Here is a 16,765-nt window from a genome sequence, read left to right as displayed (position 1 = left end):
AAAGGTATCGATGAGCAAGTTGAAGCACTCCGGGTTCGCCCTGGCACTCGCGGCGTGCCTCACCCTGTCCGCCTTCGCCCAGGATGAGAATTCGGCCGATAAGCCAGCCGCACCCAAGCCGGCAGCCACCTCGTCCAGACCCTGGCAGAAGATTCCCATCCCGCCCCTCCACGACTTCAAGCCCAGCCAGCCCAAAAAGATCGTCCTCGACAACGGCCTCACCATCTTCCTCCAGGAAGACCACGAGCTCCCCTTCATCGACGGCTCCATCCTTATCAAGGGCGGCGCACGCAATGAGCCCGCCGACAAGGTCGGCCTCGTCTCGCTCTACGGCCAGGCCTGGCGCACCAGCGGCACCGCCACCATCTCCGGCGACGCTCTCGATGAGCAGCTCGCCCGCAAAGCCGCCACCATCGAAACCGGCGGAGGCCTCGCCACCACCTCTATCCGCTGGTCCTCGCTCAAGGAAGACTTCGACAGCGTCTTCGCGTCTTCGCTCGACCTCCTCCTCCACCCGGCCTTCAAGGCCGACAAGCTCGCCCTCGCCAAACGCCAGGCCGAAACCGGCATCGCCCGCCGCAATGACGACGCGGCAGGGATCGCCAGCCGTCAGGCCGTCCAGCTCGCCTACGGCAAGAACAACCCCTACGGCCGCGAGACCGAGTTCGCCACCGTCGAAGCCGTCAAGATCGACGACCTCGCCGCCTGGCACGATCACACCATCGTCGCCAACAACATGATCGTCGCCCTCGACGGCGACTTCGACTCCGCCGCAATGGAGACCAAGCTCCGCGCTGCCTTCGGCTCCATGCCCAAGGGCGACGCCTTTCCCGCTCTCGCCGACAACTTCCCCGAGCCGAAACCGGGTGTCTACTTCGTCGACAAGACCGACGTCGATCAGTCCAACGTCATCCTCGTCGGGCTCGGCACCGAGCGCCGCAACCCCGACTACTACGCCCTCAGCGTCATGAACGAGATCTTCTCGGGCGGCTTCGGGTCCCGCGTCTTCCAGGCCGTCCGCACCCGCCTCGGCCTCGCCTACTCGGTCAGCGGAAGCTACGGCGCTTCCTACGATCACCCCGGCCTCTTCCTCGTCGAAGCCGCCACCAAGAGCTCCAGCACAGTCGCCGCCAGTAAAGCCATGCTCGACGAGATCGGCCGCCTCAAAACCGTCCCCCCCACCGCCACCGAACTGAAGAACGCCAAGGACCAGGTTCTCAACTCCTTCATCTTCCACTACGACTCCCGCGACAAGACCCTCGCCGAACAGGTCACCCTCGCCCTCTACGGCTACCCGCCCGACTTCCTCGAGCGCTACAAGGACGGCATCGAAAAGGTCACACCCGCCGACGTCACTCGCGTCGCCAACAAGTACATCGACGCCTCCAAACTTGCCATCGTCGTCGTCGGCAACGGCAAGGAATTCGGCACGCCTCTCTCCTCGCTAGGTGCCGTCACCAACGTCGACATCACCATCCCGCCCCCACCCATCAAGGCCACGATTCCCAAACCGGACGCCGAATAGCCATCAAGTAAGGGTGCCCCACATCTCGCTTTTGAGGTGTGGGCCCCCAAAGCAGCTTGCCGGGCATGAATCCAATCCCCACCCCTCGGAATCTATAATGGAGCCATGCCTTTCCAGTCCGTAACAAAATTAGCCGATGCCGACTTCCCCACCGCCTGGGGACACTTCCGCATCCTGGGCTTCGAAGGCGTCGTCGCCAATCCCATTCCCTGCAACGTTGATCTCCCTGCCCCCGCCACACGCATCGAGTCCGCCGTCGCCCTCGTCATGGGAGACATCCACGCCGCCCCGCCCATTGTCCGTATCCACTCCCAGTGCCTCACCGGCGACGTCTTCCACTCGCTCCGCTGCGACTGTCAGCAGCAGCTGCATCAGGCACTCGACATGATCGCCGCTGAAGGCACCGGCATCCTTCTCTACGAGCAGCAGGAAGGACGCGGCATCGGTCTCATGGCCAAGCTTCGCGCTTACGAGCTCCAGGACCACGGGCGCGACACGATCGAGGCAAACCTGGAACTAGGCTACGCCGCTGACTGCCGTCATTTCGAGCTTCCTGCGGCGATCCTATCTTCGCTCGGCCTCACTGCCGTCCGCCTCATCACCAATAACCCCGAAAAGGTCGAAGCTCTCGAGCTGGCCGGAATCCAGGTCGTCGAGCGTCTTTCCGCAACGGTCCCCTCCGCCCCAACCAACGCCCAGTACCTCCAAACCAAGCGCGAAAAGATGGGTCACCTCGTCCTATAAATCCGTCGCCCTTGCTTTTGTGTCTGGGCGAGATTCCCGAAGTAGAAAAGGCTGACCTAAAAGGTCAGCCTTTTTCAGTTGCGCGATAAGTGAACTTAGATATTAACCACCTTCAACAGAAACAGAATCAGCACGATCGTAAGAATAAGACTAAGCCCACCGCCGCCGTAGTAGCCAAGCCCAGGTCCCATGCGGTAGCCGCCAAACCCGAAGACGAGAATCAAAATAACCAGAAGCAGAAGCATAAGATCTCCAAGCGGCGAACCTCCTCCGCGATCTATAGCTGTGAGTCCCGCAACAGGAAAACCGTTGCTTCTAGAGACAAGATCGCAAAAAGTAACTTGCCCCCATGACCACGCGCAACTCCGGGTAACACGCCTTGTCCACTCGTCGCTAAAATTCCGGGTTGCCGAAAGAAGGTCCTGTGCCTATGCTGTCTCAGGAGCGCACGATGCCACCCGAGACCACAGGCCGCGCCATCTTCATCAGCTACCGTCGGGACGACGCGGAAGGCGAGGCGGGCCGCCTCTTCGACGACCTCGTCCGCGCCTTCGACGAAAAGAGCGTCTTCATGGACGTCGCCGGTATACAGCCAGGATCCGACTTCCGGAAGGCCATCGACCAGAACGTCGCAAGTTGTGGCGTCCTCCTCGCCATCGTCGGCCCCCACTGGGCCTCCATCACCGACGCTCAGGGCAATCACCGGCTCGAAAACGACAATGACTTCGTGCGCCTGGAGATCGCCTCCGCCCTCACTCGCAATGTCCCCGTCATTCCCGTACTCGTTCACGAAGCCAAGATGCCCTCGGCTGACGTCCTGCCCGAGAACCTCAAGGACTTTTCCTACCGCAACAGCGTCGAGCTCACGCACGCCCGCTGGAACTCGGACGTTGCCCTCCTCGTCGAAGCCCTCCGAAGCTACGTCCACGTAGCAAAGGAGCACGAGACAGAGCCAATTCACGCCACAGTCCCCGTCCAGCTTCCCCCACCGCAACCCCCACAACCAGACGAGTCCGCCTCAGCAAAATCCCGCACACCCCTCTTCGCCGGCATCGCTGTAGCTGTACTGCTAGCTGTAGGCGCGGGCGTCTTCGCCGCCACGCATCACTCTCAGCAGCCCGCGCAAACCGCCCCTTCGCCCGTCCCCGCACCTGCGCCGGTCACCCCGCCCGCCCCCGAATCTGCCGCCTTGACCCCGTTCATCGGCCGCTGGCAGAACACAGCGCAGCTAACTCCTAAGGACTCGCTCCTGCGGCTCGTCGTAAGCAACGGCGGAAGCCAGATGCTCGTGCATGCCTACGGAAAGTGCGAGGCCGGGCCCTGCGATTGGGGCACGCAACCCGCAATAGTCGACGGCTCGAAGGCCGTGACCAGCGCATACCAGCTAAGAAACAACCCACAGGAAGTCCAGCTCGAACGGTCCGCCACGCTCACGCTCGAGCCATCCGCGGATGGCCTTGGCGTCACCATCACAAACTCCTACCAGGACGCCGGCACCCATCCACCCGGCAAAGCCCTCACCTATACCTTTGCCAGAGCGACTGGCAGTTAGGTTTCGCTCCTCTATAAACTCGTCCCCCACCTTCGGCGCACCTCAAGTGGGAGCCGAACGGCGTAATCCGAATCCGTTTTTGTCGTTGCTTGGCGTTGCCAATCTGGTCGTCATTCCCCCCTAACGGAATCTGGTCTGTAGTTCCATCCCTACGCCGGGATCTCATCGATCGACTTCGGCTCCGCAATGACCCGCGCATTGCGCTGTGCCCGGAACTTCTTCGCCTCTTCGTAAGCCTTCAGCCTCGCCCGCATAATCCCTCCAAGAGGCTGATGCGCCGCGAGCCCATGCCAAGGGCTGAACGACATCTGCTCATCCACAAAAAGCTGACGTGCATCCGAATAGCTCCGCTGCTGCGTCACGGTCATCCTTCCCACCGTCTGCCACGGACTCTTCTCCTCCGGCCAGGCCACGTCTGCCTTCTCAATGGGGAAGTCCTTATCCTTCTCGTCCAGCTTGGGATCCTCCGCCAAGGCAAGCTGCACCCGGACATCCCAGACGGCGCTTCGGTGGCGGAAGAAGATTTCAATCAACTCCTGCAGCGCGTTGTAGTCGGCCCCCAGGTCGACTGACTCACCCGTCAGCTTCTTCAGACTCTCGGAGCTCGGCGCAAATCCGATCTTGGCGACATAGTTCCCATACCGGAGCGGAGCCACCGTCGAAAAACTCTCCCCGAGAATATGCGTTGCCGGAGCCCCAATCCCCTCGAGCGTTGCCGACGGAAGGTGCACCGCCTTCAACACCGCATTCGTCGCCCGCGCAGACACCGAAACTGCATGCTTCACGCCTTCCGAGACCGCGAGCGTCCTGTCGAACAGCTTGATCTGCTCCAGGAACCCCTTAGGATCGGGGGCCGAAAATGCATTCGCATTCACGCACACGAAATCCTGAGTGTCATTTCCCACGTGGTTCGGGAGCTTCTCGCCTTCAACCTTCAGCACCTTCACCGCAAGTCCGCGCGGACTCGAGACGTTATCCGCCAGCAGATCGCCCGGGTTGGTCGAAAACCGCAGGATCACAGGATGCGCCCCCGCCTTCGCAAAGAGTCCCTGCGCCAGAGGTTCCGGCAAATCCGGCGGCACCTCGAGCATCCCAACCAGGACACCATGAGACTTGGCATGCACTGGCCGATATGCATGACGGTAGTGGCTCGCCATCGTCCGGGTGATGTGTTGCATCGTGCGGGAAAGCTCATCGAAAATCACATGCTCATCCGGGGCGGCCTTCTCGAGAGCAGGCGAAAAGGGAAGATAGCTTGTTGTTCCCTCAGACATGGGGTGGTTCCTTGTGGCTGGTTGCCGCACATCGTAGGATGCTCAAACTATCAGCCTTCCGCTTATGCCGCCAGAAAATTCTTACTAACCCCTCGACAATGGTAAATCGCTCATAAGAAGGGAAATATCAAGGAATCAGCAGAACCTTGCCGGTAGTGCGCCTCGCTTCCAGATCGCGATGCGCGTCAGCCGCGTCCGCCAGCGGATAGCTGTGCTCAAGTCGCAGCTTCAGCGAGCCATCCGCGACCCAGCCTAGAACATCGCTCGCGCGCCACTCCAGCTCTTTGCGAGTAACGATATAGTCCCGCAAGGTCGGGCGCGTTACAAAGAGCGAACCCATCGTCGAAAGCTGGATCAGATCGAAGGGAGGAACGGCCCCACTGGCTCCGCCATAAAGCGCCATCAGCCCGCGGGGACGAAGACACTTCAACGATTGGATGAAGGTTGTCCTCCCAATTGAATCAAAGACAACCGGGAGTCCATCACCGCCAGTAAATCGTCGAACGGCCTCATCAAAAGGCTCCTGGTCATAGCGAATCACATGATCCGCACCAGCTTCCCTTGATAGCTCAGCTTTCGCGTCCGTCGAAACCGTCGTAATCACTCTCGCGCCAAGCCGCTTGGCGATCTGCGTCAGCAGAAGTCCCATTCCACCCGCGCCTGCGTGGATCAGCACCGTATCACCAGCCTGAACGCGTAGGTCGAGTGAGTCAGGTAGTGAGCCGTCATTCCCTGCAACATCGCAGCCGCAGCCTGTTGCGTCGAGATTGCGTCCGGAAGCACGACCAACCTCGACTCCGGAGCAACCGCGTACTCCGCGTAGGTCCCAGGAATCGAGCACCACGCCACCCGGTCCCCGGGCGTAACGGCCGAAACCTCTCTCCCAACCGAGACGACCGTCCCAGCCGCCTCCTGACCAAGCGTGTAAGGCAGCGAAGCCGGGTATCGCCCCTCGCGGAAGTACGTATCGATGAAGTTGACGCCACAAGCCTCGATCCGAATCAAGGCCTCGTGTGGCGCTGGAGCCGGTGTCGGAAGTTCCTGGAGCGTGAGGACTTCAGGTCCGCCAGTCTCGAGGATCTGAATCGCCCTCATGATTGGTGCATGCTCTCCTCGCTCGAACGCAGCCGAAGAATCCGGTCGACAGCGTACGGAGCGCGATGGTTTGCGGTGTGGAAATGACGCACCTGAAGCTCACCAAGCAATCCGATGCCAAGCATCTGGATTCCCGCGAGGATCAACACCGCGGCGATCATGAACAGAGGACCGTGTTCGCCAGCCACATCATGATGCGTCAGCAGCTTGTGCAGCAGCAGCCACGCCGCAAGAAGACTTCCGGTCAGCATTCCCGTCGCACCAATGGTCCCGAAGAAGTGCAGAGGACGCGTCATGTAGCGAAGGAGAAACCGAATCGTCAGCAGATCGAAGAACACCCGGAACGTTCTACCGATCCCGTAGTGGCTCTTGCCTGCAACCCGTTGCGGGTTCGAGATCGGAATCTCGCAGATGCTCGCGCCATACCAGCTTGCCAGCGCCGGAATGAATCGGTGCATCTCGCCATATAACGGAATGTTTTGAATCACCTCGCGGCGATACGCCTTGAAGGTCGTTCCGAAGTCATGGATCGCGACCCCGGAGAAACGTGCCATCAGCTTATTGGCAAGCATCGACGGAATCCGTCTCATCACGAAGTTGTCGCCGCGCTGCGAGCGCCATCCGCTCACGACGTCATATCCCTCTTCGAGCTTGGCGAGGAAGTTGGGAATCTCGAGCGGCTCGTGCTGCAGGTCGCCATCCATGGCGAGGACAAACTCCCCCTGCGCGTGATCGAACCCGGCGGCAAGCGCCGAAGTCTGCCCGAAGTTGCGGCGCAGCTTAATCACGAGAACTCGCGAGTCGACTGCGGCAATCTCCTCCAGCAGACGGTACGTGCGATCGCGGGAGCCGTCGTCGACAAACACCAACTCGAACGAGTCCCCAACCTGCTCCATAACGTGCTTGACCCGGTCGTACAGGGTTGTCACGTTCTCCTCTTCGTTGTGAAACGGGACGACGATGGAATATTTCAACACGTTACTCATGATACTCCCCTGCATTCCGTGGCGTTTTGAACAGCGATCCTTTCCGAATCTCCTGTTAGAGTCCGGGAAGAGGTCGAGCGCTGCAAGAAAAGCTGCGCGTTAGACCTTCTCTTTGCTCTAATTGCCCCGCTGAAGAGGACGCTGATGGGAAAGAGAGTCATAGGGTTCAAGACGCGCCACGGCGATTCAGGCCGCAAGGATTATTGATGAAGAACCTCCTTATCCTGATCGTGCTCTGTCTTCTTGGCTGGGGCATCGTTTATAAATACCGCGAGTACAAGGTTGACCATGGCCTCGCAAGCGGAGACACCATTTCGCCGGACGGATCGGCACCCGCCTCTGATTCTGTAATCAACTCAAACACGGCCACATCCCCCGTTGAACAGCCCCAGACCGTGAAACAGGTAGTCGTTCCCGGTTCGACCTCGGCGCAAGCGGCTTCGACGACGCCATCGTCTCAACCGGTTCAAGCGACTCCTGTCCAGGGAAAGACAGCCCAGGATCCCCCCGCTCCAAGCCCGGAATCAACGTCGTTCAAGCTACCGGTTTCGGACACCATCTCGGCCAATCCGCCGAATGGAACCGTCTTCTCCGGCACGGGACGTTTCCAGGTCTATCGCCAGGGAAATCTCACCTGGCGGATCAACACGGATACAGGCCAGAGCTGCGTTCTCTTCGCCACCGACGCTGAGTGGCGCAAACCTCGCGTCTACCAGCGTGGATGCGCTCAAAGCTGACCTGAATCCGCTGCCAGCATCTCCCGAGGCGCGATACACTGGATCCCGTGGCAAACCAAGGCACATCCTCGCATCGCATTCCGCCCATGATTATTCTGGGCTTTGTCGCGACTCTCGCCATACTCGCCTACGCGACCTGGCTGGCGCTCTACGTCGCTCCGACTGAAGCGACCATGGGAAATGTCCAGCGAATCTTTTACTACCATGTGCCGGCGAACATCCTTGCCGAGATCTTCCCTTACGTCAACTTCATTGCGTCCGGAATTTACCTCTACTACCGAACCCGGAACCCGGAGCGGGCGCTTGCGGCCGACGCTCTCGCCCTCGCCTCGGCTGAGCTGACCGTCGTCTTCGCCTCGATCGGCCTTGGAAGCGGCATGCTCTGGGCGCGTCCCGTCTGGGGCATATGGTGGACGTGGGACGCACGTCTGACAACTTTTCTCCTGCTCTGGCTGCTCTACGTCAGCTACCTCGTTCTCCGACGCTTCTCCTCCACCGGCCAGACCCAAACGCTCGCGGCGATTCTGTCTGTCTTCGCTGCCGTTGATGTGCCTATCGTGTTCATGTCTATCCGTTGGTGGCGCACGCAGCATCCCGCACCTGTATTCGGTGGCGACGGTTCGCTCGACCCTGGAATGTGGCCCGCGTTTCTTTGGAACTCGTTCGGCTGGCTGTTTTGGGGAACGCTTGTCTGCCTCGTCCGCTATAAGTTGGAGAGACGTCGTCAGTTGAACGAGCAGAACGTCGCTTACGCCGCTTTGGACGGAGCGGATCATCTCGCTCCGACTCGCGTCCTGAATTCATCCGTTACCCACTCCTAGGAGTCCGCGCCGCATGCATCTGAACTTCGACACCATGGAAGCCCGCCACCTCGTCTACGTCTACGCAGGCGTGTGGATCGTCCAGGGCGGGTATCTGGCATGGATCACATGGCAGTGGTTCCACACCAGGAAGCCCTAGCGCGCCTTGCAGCCCACACCCCGCACCACTAGACTCGCAGAAGTGCCCAGTCCCCATCGAACCACATCAATCAGGTTCCATAAGCTTGCGGCTCTAGCCGCCCTGCCGCTCTCACTCGTGGGTTGCCGTCATCCCGGTTTTCCTGAGACTCCAGCCGGTTATCGCGAGTACGCTTACGTCTCAAACGGTGGAACCAATACCGTCTCGGTTCTCGACCTCGTCTACCTCAGGTCGGATCGTACCCTCCAAGTTGGCTCGCAACCTTCAGCGCTCCTAGCCAACCCGGTACGAAACGAGATCTATGTCGTCAACACGCAGTCCGGCAGCATCTCCGTGATCGACGCGTTAGCCAACAACGTCGTCGCCACGATTCCTGTGCATCGCATGCCGGTCTCGATTGACGTCGACCCGACTGGACACCGGGCGTTCGTCAGCAATTCCGGTTCGAATTCCATCAGCGTTCTAGACCTCGACCAAAGAAGAGAGATCGCCGAGGTTCCTGCAGAGCAGCCTGGAAAAGCCCACCTCTCGCCGGACAGCCGCTCTCTTGTCGTCCCGAGCCAGGCATCCGGATCCGTCTCAATCTTCGCTGTTGGCGCAATCCCCCAGCCCGGCGTTCTATCCAGTAAGGAAGTGCCTCTGAGCCGGCGCGCGCATTTCACCGGCTGCCCGGGTGCTGACTCGACCGTAATTCTCCCTGACTCGTCAAAGGCTTTCGTGGCGTGTTCGTCCGCACACCAGGTGATGGCCCTCAATCTCGCCGCAGCGAACGCCTCCTGGTCAGCTCGACAGGATCCAAGCCTGACAACAGATCGGCTGCTGACGATGGTCGAAGTTGGATCGACCCCAATCCATCTCGCACTCAAACCGGATGGCGGAGAAGTGTTCGTCTCGAACATGAACTCGGACAGTATCTCGGAGATTGCGACACAAACGAACGATGTCGGCGGAACGTACATGATCGGGACGAAACCCGTCAGCGGTATCGTGAGCGAAGACAATAGCAGGCTGTTCGTCTCAAATTCCGGCGACGACTCGATCGGGCTCTATAGCATCGACGACGGCAAGCTCGTCTCGAGCCTGCATACCGGCTCCGGACCAAGCTCCCTGGCGTTCTCGGCTGACGAGCATCTCCTGCTTGCGGTCGATGCGCACTCCGGAGACGTCTCGGTCATTCGAACGCTGAGCAAGCTTGGCCCGAACCTGTTCACGATCCTGCCAGCCGGGAGCGGGCCAAACGCCATCGTGACCAAGGTCGTTTCCCGACAGCCAAGAGTCTGACGGCATCGGGGCCTTAGACCTGCCGAGCAAGAACGAGCGTGATGTCATCCGGCTGCTCTTCCGCCCCGATCCACGCGTCGAGCGCGAGCATTACCTGCGCTGAGATGACATGGAGCGGCTGAGTTCGATAGCGGCTCACAACCTCCAACAACCGCGTCTCGCCAAAATCACCGAAGTCGTTCTCCGGCTCGGTTACCCCGTCGGAGTACGCTACCAGGATGTCCCCCGACTGCATGGTCACGCGGCCCTCGCCAAAGTGCATCCCGTCCATCAAGCCGACTACCGTTCCGCCTTCTTCCAGCCGCTGCACGCTTCCATCCTTGCCGAGAACAAAAGGGGGAAGCTGGCCTGCGTTCGAATAGGTAAGGACGGAGGAAGCGGCGTTGTAGTGCGCAAGAAATAAGGTGGCGTACTTCTCGGGCTGTGTGCTCCGAAAGAGGTGGCGGTTCAGAAGAGACATGATCCGGCCCGGAGATTGAAACCAGCCTCCCGCGTCGGCAAGACCTTCTTTGTTCGCCGTCAATCCTTCCAGGGCAGATTTGCTGTAGACGAGCTCCTCGCTGGCGAATTGGTAAGCGCGCACCGCGGAGTGGAGTGTCGCCATCAAGAGGGCAGCCGAGATTCCCTTTCCACTGATGTCCCCGATCGCAATCCCCACACCCGCTTCCCTGCGCGTCGGTCTCCCGCCATTCAGCGACGGAACGTCTTCCTGAAAGACGAGAAAATCATAGTAGTCGCCGCTCACGGAACGCGCCGGACGGCAGACCCCGTGAAGCTCGAGGGTTGGCAGATCTGAGGCGCTGTGCGGGAAGAGGTTCGCCTGCACCTCCTGCGCAATCGAGAGCTCGTTCTGGAGACGCTCCTTCTCTTTTTGCTCGACGAGAAGCCGCTGGAGAGAACCTGTCATCGCGTTGAAAGATCGGCTCAACTCGGCGAGTTGATCCGTCCTCTTCACAATAATCTTGTGCTCGAGATCGCCTCGGTCCACGCGCTGGGTCGCATCGTAGAGATCCGCAACTGACTCGGTCATCGTGCGGGTGAGGCGTACCGCCATCACAAACGCGGTCAGCCACAGCGCCCCAAATACGAAGACAAGCAACGTCAGAGAGACGCGAATGACGGTCATGACCCAGCCACTCAGGGACGCACCGAAGAGCTGCTGGTAGAGAAGCGAAGGACGGGAATCCACCTCTAGAACAACGTTGTCGGGCTGTCCCGCAGCCCAATCTGTCATCGCGAGGGTCGAGGGAAACCAGACCCGAATATCTGCAGCATTACTGCCCTTTGGGTCGACTCCGCCACGAGTCTCGGAAAGGTAATGCTGGCGATTGCGGCGTACCTCCGAAGAGTTCGGCGCGGGGTCCGAGCTTGCTTGCTTCGTTTCCGTCTTCTCGGGCAGAAGCCTCACGACTCCAAGTCCTTCGGCAAATAAGTCGATGAGCTCGCGTTCCATCGGGATACTGTTCATCACGGTGAACATGCGCCCATCGTTCAACCTCTGCTGGTGCAGGGCAACGAGGTAGAGTTCCCCGCCGTCCGAAACGATTCCATGAAACCGCCCTCCCCGCACCTCTGTCGCCCAGGGCGCAAGTCCGAGCGGAGCCTTTCTTGCCGATGCGACATGGAAAACGGATGTCCCGTCGAGGAAGCATGTGGTGTCGCGCCGAAAGCGAGAAGGAACGCCGGCCGGCCTGTCGTCCGGGGGTAGATCCGCGTTCATCGTCTCCCGTGTGCTATGTCCCTCAACCGTGGGTTGCAGGTGCCGAAACCGGGCTTCATTCTCGGATCCCATTTGCATGAGATAGCTCGTCACGCGAGCGTCCACAAGGTGGATCGCAAACTGTCCCGCAGCCACATATGCCGACACCAGAACCAGGGTGATGATCAGGACGACAGGGGCAAGTCCGATCAGAAGATACGTCAGGACAAGCTTGTTGCGCAGGCTCCAGAGCAGACGCATTCTTATGGTCGTCCAGATCAGCGGCAAAGCCACCATCAGAAGTACGACCCCGACGGTGATTTGGAGTCCCGCTGCAAGTCCGCCAAGCAGACCCGGGATCCAACGCATCGCTGAGAGGAGCAGAAACCAGGCGAGCAGCCAGAAGGCGGCACGCTCAAGGCCCTTACGTGGCCTGCGATCAATCCAGCCGAAGAACTTTGCTCTTGCCCCGTCCGGCACCGGCTAGACCTCCGCTTCTTGTGCGGGCAGCGTCGCCCTCATGGAATAGGAGATATAACGGTTTGCGGAAAAATGCGCCCCGGCGAGAAGAATCAAGCCGGAGACAAATGCCCACATCATCAGGCTCACCGAGATATAGAACGGCCCATAGACCGCTCGAAAGTCGAGCCACGGAAGCAGAAGAATGTACAAATACTTGGCGCCCTCCCAGATGAGCCCAATCGCGATCGCTGTAGGAAGAACAGCACCTGCGGGAATCTTTCGGTTGGGCAGCATCCAGTAGATAAGGAAGAACAGAAGAATCCCGGCAATCAGGGCGAACAGCTTCAGCACGAGAAACGCTGCAAACGAGAACGCCGGACTATCTGTATGACCGAAGAACACCCAGCTCATGATAGTTTTCTGCCCTGCGGTAAGAGCGATGGAGGTGATCGCCAGCGCACCGACCGCTGTAGCCAAGCCGATCGAGACCGCCTGGTTATGGAGATAAGAACGATTCGTCTTCACCCCCCAAACGTCGTTCAGGGCCACCTCAAGTGGAAGGAACACCCCCGTGGACGTCACAAGAAGCATCACCACCGAAAAGATCTGCGTTCCCTTGCGAGGGTGAGCAAGGATGACCATGTTACGCATGACGAAGTCCTGCCCAACGGGTAGGAAGCTGTGCATCATCTCGCCGACGACGCTTTCCATCCGATCCGAATGGAAGACCCTTTGCGAGATCGTCAGCAGGAGCACGATGAAGGGAAAGAGTGAAAGGATCGTGTTCGCCGCGACGCTGAAGGCGTAGGTATGGACCTCCGACCGCACGAGGTACTTCGCAAGGTCGACGATTTGCGGCCAGGCCCCCGGGGCGACCAACTCATCTCCCCCCGGTAACGGCGCATCCGCAGCGCCTGACGAGGGTTCCAGATGCTCCAGCCGTTCCTCGACAAGCGGAATGTCTCTTACCGCTAAATCTTCAGGCGTGGCGATCCCGGCCGCTTTCTCAAGAGGCTTCGTCGAGCTAAATCGTTCATCGCTTGGATTGATTGGCATCTAGAACATACGGGCATCCTCGCCCGCTTCACCCGATGCTAGCAGAGGAGGCATTCTCGACCGAACCCACCGGATCCTCCGAACTGCCGCTCCTCCGAAGCCGTCCGAGCGCCCAAACAGCACTCTCGGCCAGGACGGCGTCCTCTCCTGCAGCCCAGACCTCAAGTTGCGGAATAAATTGGCTTTGTCCACTGTTCCCCATCGCAATCGCGACATTCCGATGGAGACGCTTTTTTCCTGTTCGCTCGAGGGGTGATCCCTTGAAAACGCGACGGAAGCCAGCTGAGTCCAGCTGCGCCAGCCATTCCAGCGCAGGGTTGACGAGTTCCCGGCGAGTCTCCAGCCCCTGCTTCCATGCGATTGGAGCCTTTCGATTCCACGGACACACATCCTGGCAAATGTCGCAGCCAAACACCTGTCGACCCACCGCTTCCCGTAGATCCTCAGTAATCGACCCCTTCTTCTCAATGGTCAGATATGCGATGCAGAGGGAGGCGTCCATCTCGCGTGGCGCCACGAGAGCGCCGGTCGGACAGGCTTCGAGGCAGCGAGTACAGCTCCCACAGCGGTCCTCGGCAGGAAGGGATATGACCGTCGTCTCAGCTAGCGGAAGGGAGGTGACGATGACTCCCATCAACATCCACGACCCCATACCCTCACGGATCACACAGGTGTTCTTCCCGACCCAACCGATTCCGGCCTTGGTCGCCATTCCTCGCTCCACGAGTGGGCCCGTATCCACGTAGCACCGTGTTTCGCACTCGGATCGCACTTTCAACCCAGCCTCAACCTCCCGGAGCCGCGCCAGCAGGTCGTCGTGGTAGTCGACCGCCTGGACTGCTTCTCCCACTTTGCGGCCGCTCCACGCATAGCGGCCGATCCATCCGGCTCCAGGCTCGGCCACATCAAGGGACAGAGGCGCTGCGGCGTTGTAGTTCATTGCGCACACTACGACCGACCGTGCCCACGGAAGCGCAACCTTTACAGCGCTCCTCACCAGCGCCCCGCGCTCGTCGCGACGCTTTAGCCAGTCCATCTCACCCGCTCGTCCAGCCTCAACCCAGTCGACGAACCGTGCACCGTCTATCGGATTGTCTGCTGCAGTCACCCCCGAGACGTCAAATCCCGTTTGCCTGGAAGCATCTTTCACCCAAGCGATAAGGCCCTCGGTCCACTCGCATAAACTCATTTCCATCCGCCGGATAGGTCATGCGACCCACCTTCTCAGGGTACCGCCACGAGTGCGTTTGAAACAGGCTGACGAAGAGATCGTTTCGCGATAAACTAATCAAACGGAGAGGTGGCAGAGCCCGGTTGAATGCACCTGACTCGAAATCAGACGTACCTTCGCGGGTACCGGGGGTTCGAATCCCTCCCTCTCCGCCACCTTTTTCTCCATCCCTGACGAACGATCCTTTCAAACAAGACGGTCCTGCATGAAGAACGGGTTTTCACTTCTCGCTCTGGTATTCAGCCTCTTATTAGTAGCTGAACGTCCACTGGGTGCCCAGAACCTCGTCGCGTCAGAGTTGCTCCACCCCGGAGATAGCTGGCCTGGCTACCATGGCGACTACACCGGGCAGAGGCACAGCAAACTGACACAGATTGATCGCGATAATGTTGGCCACCTTGGGCTGGCGTGGGCCTTCCAGAGCACCCAGATCGCGGCCATCAAAGCTTCTCCACTGATGGTGGATGGGGTCGTCTATCTCACCGTGCCGAACAACGTCTGGGCGGTGGATGCGCGAACCGGCCACTTGCTTTGGAAGTACACTTACCCCCCGAATCATGGGCACTCCATCGGGCACCGCGGCGTCGGGATGTATAAGGGCACGATCCTGTTTCTCTCGCCTGATTGCCATCTGGTTGCACTCGACGCGCGGGACGGGAAGGTGCTCTGGAATACCGTGGTCGCCGACTCTACCAAAGGCTACTGGACGACAGCGGCTCCGTTAGTTGTTGGAAATCATGTCCTTGTGGGAGTTTCTGGCGATGCGGACAACATTATGTTGTTCCTTAAGTCGATTGACGGGGACACGGGGAAGATCCAGTGGGAGTGGGATGCGAGCCCGCCGGAGGGCACGCCGAAGGCGGCGACGGGTGGGGCGACCTGGATGACGGGCACGTACGACCCTGATCTGAAGCTGATCTATTGGGGGACGGGTAACCCTACGCCGGTCTTGAATGGAAGGGTGCGGCCGGGAGATAACCTCTTTACTTGCAGCATCGTGGCGCTGGATCCGGAGACGGGGAAGCTTGTCTGGGCCTTTCAGCCTTCGCCGCATGATACGCATGACTGGGACGCGGTGGAAGCCCCGGTGCTGGTGGATGGGGACTTTCATGGAAAACCCCGGAAGATGCTCATGCAGAGTTCGAGGAATGGGTACTTTTTCGTGCTTGATCGGACCAACGGCAGAGCTTGTTGACGGTGCCTTTCGGGCCGGTGAACTGGGCGAAAGGGATTGATTCTAAAGGACAACCTATCCCCAATCCGGAGAAAGATCCGGCTCCGGATGGGCGGCTGGTCGCGCCGGATGAGGCGGGGTTGACGAATTATCGTTCGCCTAGCTTCGATCCGAAGACGGGATTATTTGTGGTGGACGCGCACCCTAGCTATAGTCTTTATTTTCAAAAGGATGCGGATGGGGCCTATGGGTGGGCGGGGGCGGACTATTCGCTTTGGGGCAAGGGTGTGATCGAGGCGATCGACTACCAGACGGGGAAGATTCGCTGGTCGCACTATGTGGGTAAAGGTGGATCGGGTGCGGGTGTGCTCACAACTGATGGAAACATTACGTTTACGGGCGATGCCTATGGGAATGCGCTGGCGCTCGACACGGCTACGGGAAAGACATTGTGGCACGCGGGACAGGGTATGCCGATGCAGAGTTCGCCGATCACGTACGCGCTCGACGGGCGTCAGTATGTTTTGACGAGCAGCGGCGGCGTGCTCTTTTCCTGGGCTCTTCCGGTGAAAAACGTACGGTAGGATGTGGGCCATTGTGCGGTAAGTGTGGTTAGCGGTCAGGTAGAAAACGTGGTGAGGGGTGCGTCTTTATTGGCGATTCGCGTTTTGCGACGTGGTTTTTGTAATGCGCGGGCGAAGAGGGCCTTTCCGGAGGCTCCTGTTGTCAAGCGGGCTGTCTTTTTGCGAGATGTGAGAGGATTTCTTTATGAGCGATTTCATCCCCAAAGCAGGCAAGATCAAGATCGGTGGACTTAGCCGTGCGGCTCAGAAATTGCAGTCTGCACGGGAGAAGGCAGAAGGCCTGAAGGCTGGCGGCAAGCCAGTCCCGGGCGTTTCGACAGCTTCGTTGAAGGCGAAGGACTCCTTTGCCGGAACGAAGAAGACGACATTCCAGCGCAAGGCCGTTTAGCCACTCTTCCACCAACG

General features: G+C 59.6%; 18 protein-coding genes and 1 tRNA gene. 11 read left to right on the top strand and 8 right to left on the bottom strand.

The window, feature by feature from the left end; genetic code table 11:
- Positions 1-10: 10 nt before the first annotated feature.
- Together GRAN_RS14160 and ribA are read left to right on the top strand one after the other, a co-directional pair.
- Positions 11-1,525, top strand: coding sequence for a M16 family metallopeptidase (locus GRAN_RS14160; RefSeq protein WP_128913650.1), 1,515 nt, complete (start codon positions 11-13; stop codon positions 1,523-1,525).
- Between the two features lie 105 nt (positions 1,526-1,630).
- A complete protein-coding gene (ribA, locus tag GRAN_RS14155; RefSeq protein WP_128913649.1) occupies positions 1,631-2,269 on the top strand; it encodes a GTP cyclohydrolase II in 639 nt (212 codons plus the stop codon).
- A gap of 95 nt (positions 2,270-2,364) precedes the next feature.
- Here the strand turns inward: ribA and GRAN_RS14150 are convergent, their stop codons facing one another.
- Entirely contained in the window at positions 2,365-2,514 is a 150-nt protein-coding gene (locus GRAN_RS14150) for a DUF3309 family protein (protein WP_128913648.1), read from the bottom strand.
- A 206-nt stretch (positions 2,515-2,720) separates the two neighbouring features.
- On the opposite strand from GRAN_RS14150, the gene GRAN_RS14145 reads away from it, so the two are divergent.
- Positions 2,721-3,821, top strand: coding sequence for a toll/interleukin-1 receptor domain-containing protein (locus GRAN_RS14145; protein ID WP_161570978.1), 1,101 nt, complete (start codon positions 2,721-2,723; stop codon positions 3,819-3,821).
- A gap of 149 nt (positions 3,822-3,970) precedes the next feature.
- Here GRAN_RS14145 and GRAN_RS14140 read toward each other — a convergent pair whose 3' ends face one another.
- The 4 genes from GRAN_RS14140 to GRAN_RS14130 form a co-directional block, all read right to left on the bottom strand.
- Positions 3,971-5,095 carry a catalase family protein gene (locus GRAN_RS14140; RefSeq protein ID WP_128913646.1) on the bottom strand — a complete coding sequence of 375 codons (1,125 nt, stop codon included), beginning with the start codon at positions 5,093-5,095 and terminating at the stop codon, positions 3,971-3,973.
- A gap of 127 nt (positions 5,096-5,222) precedes the next feature.
- The gene (locus GRAN_RS26315) at positions 5,223-5,771 is read right to left on the bottom strand and encodes a zinc-binding dehydrogenase (protein ID WP_241654614.1); all 549 of its coding nucleotides are present in this window, start codon (positions 5,769-5,771) and stop codon (positions 5,223-5,225) included.
- Entirely contained in the window at positions 5,765-6,190 is a 426-nt protein-coding gene (locus tag GRAN_RS26310) for an alcohol dehydrogenase catalytic domain-containing protein (RefSeq protein WP_241654612.1), read from the bottom strand. Before GRAN_RS26310 ends, GRAN_RS26315 begins: the two co-directional genes overlap by 7 nt.
- Positions 6,187-7,176, bottom strand: a complete 990-nt coding sequence (locus GRAN_RS14130) for a glycosyltransferase family 2 protein (RefSeq protein ID WP_421800824.1) — start codon at positions 7,174-7,176, stop codon at positions 6,187-6,189. Before GRAN_RS14130 ends, GRAN_RS26310 begins: the two co-directional genes overlap by 4 nt.
- Before the next feature lie 206 nt (positions 7,177-7,382).
- On the opposite strand from GRAN_RS14130, the gene GRAN_RS14125 reads away from it, so the two are divergent.
- The 4 genes from GRAN_RS14125 to GRAN_RS14115 are packed head-to-tail and all read left to right on the top strand — an operon-like array spanning position 7,383 to position 10,154.
- Positions 7,383-7,913 (top strand): hypothetical protein, encoded by a 531-nt coding sequence (locus GRAN_RS14125; RefSeq protein WP_128913645.1) that lies wholly within the window; start codon positions 7,383-7,385, stop codon positions 7,911-7,913.
- 47 nt (positions 7,914-7,960) lie between these two features.
- Entirely contained in the window at positions 7,961-8,734 is a 774-nt protein-coding gene (gene ccsA, locus GRAN_RS14120; RefSeq protein ID WP_338323439.1) for a cytochrome c biogenesis protein CcsA, read from the top strand.
- Between the two features lie 13 nt (positions 8,735-8,747).
- Positions 8,748-8,873, top strand: a complete 126-nt coding sequence (locus tag GRAN_RS26725) for a hypothetical protein (RefSeq protein ID WP_277751217.1) — start codon at positions 8,748-8,750, stop codon at positions 8,871-8,873.
- A 42-nt stretch (positions 8,874-8,915) separates the two neighbouring features.
- Positions 8,916-10,154 (top strand): YncE family protein, encoded by a 1,239-nt coding sequence (locus tag GRAN_RS14115; RefSeq protein ID WP_241654610.1) that lies wholly within the window; start codon positions 8,916-8,918, stop codon positions 10,152-10,154.
- Between the two features lie 13 nt (positions 10,155-10,167).
- Here GRAN_RS14115 and GRAN_RS14110 read toward each other — a convergent pair whose 3' ends face one another.
- The 3 genes from GRAN_RS14110 to queG are packed head-to-tail and all read right to left on the bottom strand — an operon-like array spanning position 10,168 to position 14,560.
- A complete protein-coding gene (locus GRAN_RS14110; protein WP_128913644.1) occupies positions 10,168-12,333 on the bottom strand; it encodes a PP2C family protein-serine/threonine phosphatase in 2,166 nt (721 codons plus the stop codon).
- 3 nt (positions 12,334-12,336) lie between these two features.
- Positions 12,337-13,371, bottom strand: coding sequence for a YihY/virulence factor BrkB family protein (locus GRAN_RS14105; protein WP_128913643.1), 1,035 nt, complete (start codon positions 13,369-13,371; stop codon positions 12,337-12,339).
- 28 nt (positions 13,372-13,399) lie between these two features.
- A complete protein-coding gene (gene queG / locus GRAN_RS14100) occupies positions 13,400-14,560 on the bottom strand; it encodes a tRNA epoxyqueuosine(34) reductase QueG (protein ID WP_128913642.1) in 1,161 nt (386 codons plus the stop codon).
- Positions 14,561-14,665: 105 nt separating this feature from the next.
- On the opposite strand from queG, the gene GRAN_RS14095 reads away from it, so the two are divergent.
- The 4 genes from GRAN_RS14095 to GRAN_RS14085 all read left to right on the top strand — a co-directional run bounded on the left by GRAN_RS14095 (position 14,666) and on the right by GRAN_RS14085 (position 16,748).
- Positions 14,666-14,757 (top strand) — tRNA-Ser (locus GRAN_RS14095).
- A gap of 50 nt (positions 14,758-14,807) precedes the next feature.
- Positions 14,808-15,797: an outer membrane protein assembly factor BamB family protein gene (locus GRAN_RS26305; RefSeq protein ID WP_241654605.1), complete on the top strand. Its 990-nt coding sequence runs from the start codon at positions 14,808-14,810 to the stop codon at positions 15,795-15,797.
- 2 nt (positions 15,798-15,799) lie between these two features.
- The gene (locus tag GRAN_RS26300) at positions 15,800-16,360 is read left to right on the top strand and encodes an outer membrane protein assembly factor BamB family protein (protein WP_241654804.1); all 561 of its coding nucleotides are present in this window, start codon (positions 15,800-15,802) and stop codon (positions 16,358-16,360) included.
- Between the two features lie 184 nt (positions 16,361-16,544).
- On the top strand, positions 16,545-16,748 hold the full coding sequence (locus GRAN_RS14085; RefSeq protein ID WP_128913641.1) for a hypothetical protein: 204 nt from the start codon (positions 16,545-16,547) through the stop codon (positions 16,746-16,748).
- Positions 16,749-16,765 lie beyond the last annotated feature (17 nt).

Origin of the sequence: Granulicella sibirica (genome assembly GCF_004115155.1) — a bacterium.
Lineage (GTDB): Bacteria > Acidobacteriota > Terriglobia > Terriglobales > Acidobacteriaceae > Edaphobacter > Edaphobacter sibiricus.
This window is presented reverse-complemented; position numbering and strand designations above follow the sequence as displayed.

Bases quoted from the DNA above. Each gene is read 5' to 3' on its own strand.
- GRAN_RS14160 (WP_128913650.1), top strand. From the start codon at position 11: ATGAGCAAGTTGAAGCACTCCGGGTTCGCCCTGGCACTCGCGGCGTGC.
- ribA (WP_128913649.1), top strand. From the start codon at position 1,631: ATGCCTTTCCAGTCCGTAACAAAATTAGCCGATGCCGACTTCCCCACC.
- GRAN_RS14150 (WP_128913648.1), bottom strand. From the start codon at position 2,514: ATGCTTCTGCTTCTGGTTATTTTGATTCTCGTCTTCGGGTTTGGCGGC.
- GRAN_RS14145 (WP_161570978.1), top strand. From the start codon at position 2,721: ATGCCACCCGAGACCACAGGCCGCGCCATCTTCATCAGCTACCGTCGG.
- GRAN_RS14140 (WP_128913646.1), bottom strand. From the start codon at position 5,095: ATGTCTGAGGGAACAACAAGCTATCTTCCCTTTTCGCCTGCTCTCGAG.
- GRAN_RS26310 (WP_241654612.1), bottom strand. From the start codon at position 6,190: ATGAGGGCGATTCAGATCCTCGAGACTGGCGGACCTGAAGTCCTCACG.
- GRAN_RS14130 (WP_421800824.1), bottom strand. From the start codon at position 7,176: ATGAGTAACGTGTTGAAATATTCCATCGTCGTCCCGTTTCACAACGAA.
- GRAN_RS14125 (WP_128913645.1), top strand. From the start codon at position 7,383: ATGAAGAACCTCCTTATCCTGATCGTGCTCTGTCTTCTTGGCTGGGGC.
- GRAN_RS26725 (WP_277751217.1), top strand. From the start codon at position 8,748: ATGCATCTGAACTTCGACACCATGGAAGCCCGCCACCTCGTCTACGTC.
- GRAN_RS14105 (WP_128913643.1), bottom strand. From the start codon at position 13,371: ATGCCAATCAATCCAAGCGATGAACGATTTAGCTCGACGAAGCCTCTT.
- queG (WP_128913642.1), bottom strand. From the start codon at position 14,560: ATGAGTTTATGCGAGTGGACCGAGGGCCTTATCGCTTGGGTGAAAGAT.
- GRAN_RS26305 (WP_241654605.1), top strand. From the start codon at position 14,808: ATGAAGAACGGGTTTTCACTTCTCGCTCTGGTATTCAGCCTCTTATTA.
- GRAN_RS14085 (WP_128913641.1), top strand. From the start codon at position 16,545: ATGAGCGATTTCATCCCCAAAGCAGGCAAGATCAAGATCGGTGGACTT.